Annotated in this window: 2 protein-coding genes and 1 pseudogene; all 3 read right to left on the reverse strand. The window is 71.7% G+C overall.

Features of this window, described 5'->3' with window-relative positions; translation table 11 throughout:
• Positions 1-561, reverse strand: a 561-nt coding sequence (locus ABZ646_RS46090; RefSeq protein WP_360533636.1) for an ANTAR domain-containing protein, incomplete at its 3' end; no start/stop codon positions are given.
• A gap of 84 nt (positions 562-645) precedes the next feature.
• Positions 646-1,029: a hypothetical protein gene (locus ABZ646_RS46095; RefSeq protein WP_360533639.1), complete on the reverse strand. Its 384-nt coding sequence runs from the start codon at positions 1,027-1,029 to the stop codon at positions 646-648.
• Between the two features lie 411 nt (positions 1,030-1,440).
• Positions 1,441-1,829: pseudogene (locus ABZ646_RS46100) on the reverse strand (MurR/RpiR family transcriptional regulator); the annotation flags it as partial.

Genomic DNA, 1,829 nt, shown 5'->3' on the forward strand with positions numbered 1-1,829 from the left:
GGACGGCACCGGTCGCCCGACCGCCTCCAACCTGAACTTCACCGCCGGGCGGGTCAACCCGAACCTGGTCACGGTCCGGGTCGGCAGTCGCCGGTACAGCAGCACCGCGTCGGCGCCGAGCCCCGGCGCCAGGTGTCCGAGCAGCGTCCCGGCCAGCTCCTGCGGGGAACCGACGCGCACGAGGTCCTTGCCGATGCGGCCGAGCGTCTCCGCGGTGCCGTGCCCGGCGAGCGGCTCCCGGGGGGCCGGGGCGGGCGGTTCGGGGGCGGAAACCAGCGCGGTGGGCAGGGTGGGCACCAGGGCGCCGAGGGTGAGCCAGCACTCCTCGAGCAGCGTGCGGTGGCCGGCCTCGGCCCGCTGGACCAGCGCCTCGTGGGCGGCGTCGGGGGAGCAGCCCGTGGTGGCCATCAGCGCGCCCTTGGCCCGCTCCAGTACGGCTGAGGTGGCCACCGAGTCCCGCAACCGGTCCAGCTCGGCGCGTTGCCTGGACACCACCTTGACCAGAGCCGCCAGCTCGGCGACGGCACCGGTGTCCACGGCAGGGGCGTGCTTGCTCGTCACGGGTCGAGCATCGCACAGGACGGTACCTACGATCACACCCGTGAGGGAACCGTGAAGCACATGCACATCCCTGGACCGAAATGCTCAGCGGCCCGTGCTGTGTCCGACCAGTGCCTCGGTCACCGCCCGCACGCTGCGCGCGATGTGCTGGAGCTGCATGACCTCCGCCGCGTACAGCTTGATGGTGTGCTCGATGACCGACTCGGGCAGGCCCAGCAGGGGCAGTTCGGCCCGGGCCGTCTGCAGCGCGGTGCGCGCCACCCGGACCTCGTGCTGGACCTGGATCTGCGCGTGCCGGGCGAGCAGCACGGGGTGGCGGATCAGGGCCGGGTAGCTGGCGTAGCGCGCCGGGACCAGTTCCCGCAGCCACTTGGCGGCGGAGCGCTCCCAGTCGTAGCTGCCCGGCGCCTTGACCTGGCAGGGCCAGTCGGGGCTGATGCGCGTGGTCGTCGTCAGAGTCATGGTCATCGCTTCCGGGTGTGCGGCGTCGTCGTGGGGGGTCTTCGACGGAGTTCTCGGCGGCTCCGGCCTAGGGGATGACCGGAGCCGCCGCGGGCGAATCGCGCAGGCGATGCCCGTTCGAACACCCCGGGCGCCGACGCGGGTAGGAGACGGCGGCTTGGGATGTCCGTGCGAGGGCCCCGGCCGCCGGCCGCCGGCGCTGCGGATGGTGCTGCGTGCGCATGGGCGGTCCGTCGGCTTTCTCGGGGCGGGTGCGAGCGGTGCGTCCTCGGTGCGGAACGTGCCCGGAGGGTGCCGGGTGATCCGTGAGCAGTATTTATATATGCGATCCGGTTTGCAAGACGTATGAAAACATTCATGCGCGAAATGCCGTGAATAGTCCCCTTGGCGTGTCATGTGACGGGATAGGGGGAGAACTCAGTCCTTGAGGAAGAACTGATGCTCCTCGGCGACCTGCTCGTACTCCTCCAGGCGCGCCTGGGTACGCTCGGGGTCGGCGTCGGTCATGGCCTGGAGCAGCGCCGCGGCCATCAGGCCGGGCACCGCGTAGGTGTCGAACACCAGGCGGGAGCCGATACCGGTGCTGAAGGTGACGTCGGCCTCGTCGGCCAGCGCGCCGAGCGCCAGGTCGGTCACCAGCGCGACCCGCAGCCCCGCGGTGCGCGCCACCCGGATCGCGGTGAGCGTCTCCTGCGCGTGCCGCGGCATGCCGAACGCCAGCACCCAGGTGCCGCCCGCCTCGCGCGACTGCAACAGCGCGTCGTAGGCCACGCTGCCGCCCCTGGTCACCAGCCGTACGTCGGGAT

Origin of the sequence: Streptomyces sp. NPDC007162, from assembly GCF_040634175.1 — a bacterium.
GTDB lineage: Bacteria > Actinomycetota > Actinomycetes > Streptomycetales > Streptomycetaceae > Streptomyces.

What these genes read in the sequence shown, in the direction of transcription:
- ABZ646_RS46095 (WP_360533639.1), bottom strand. Translation starts at nt 1,029, where the DNA reads ATGACCATGACTCTGACGACGACCACGCGCATCAGCCCCGACTGGCCC.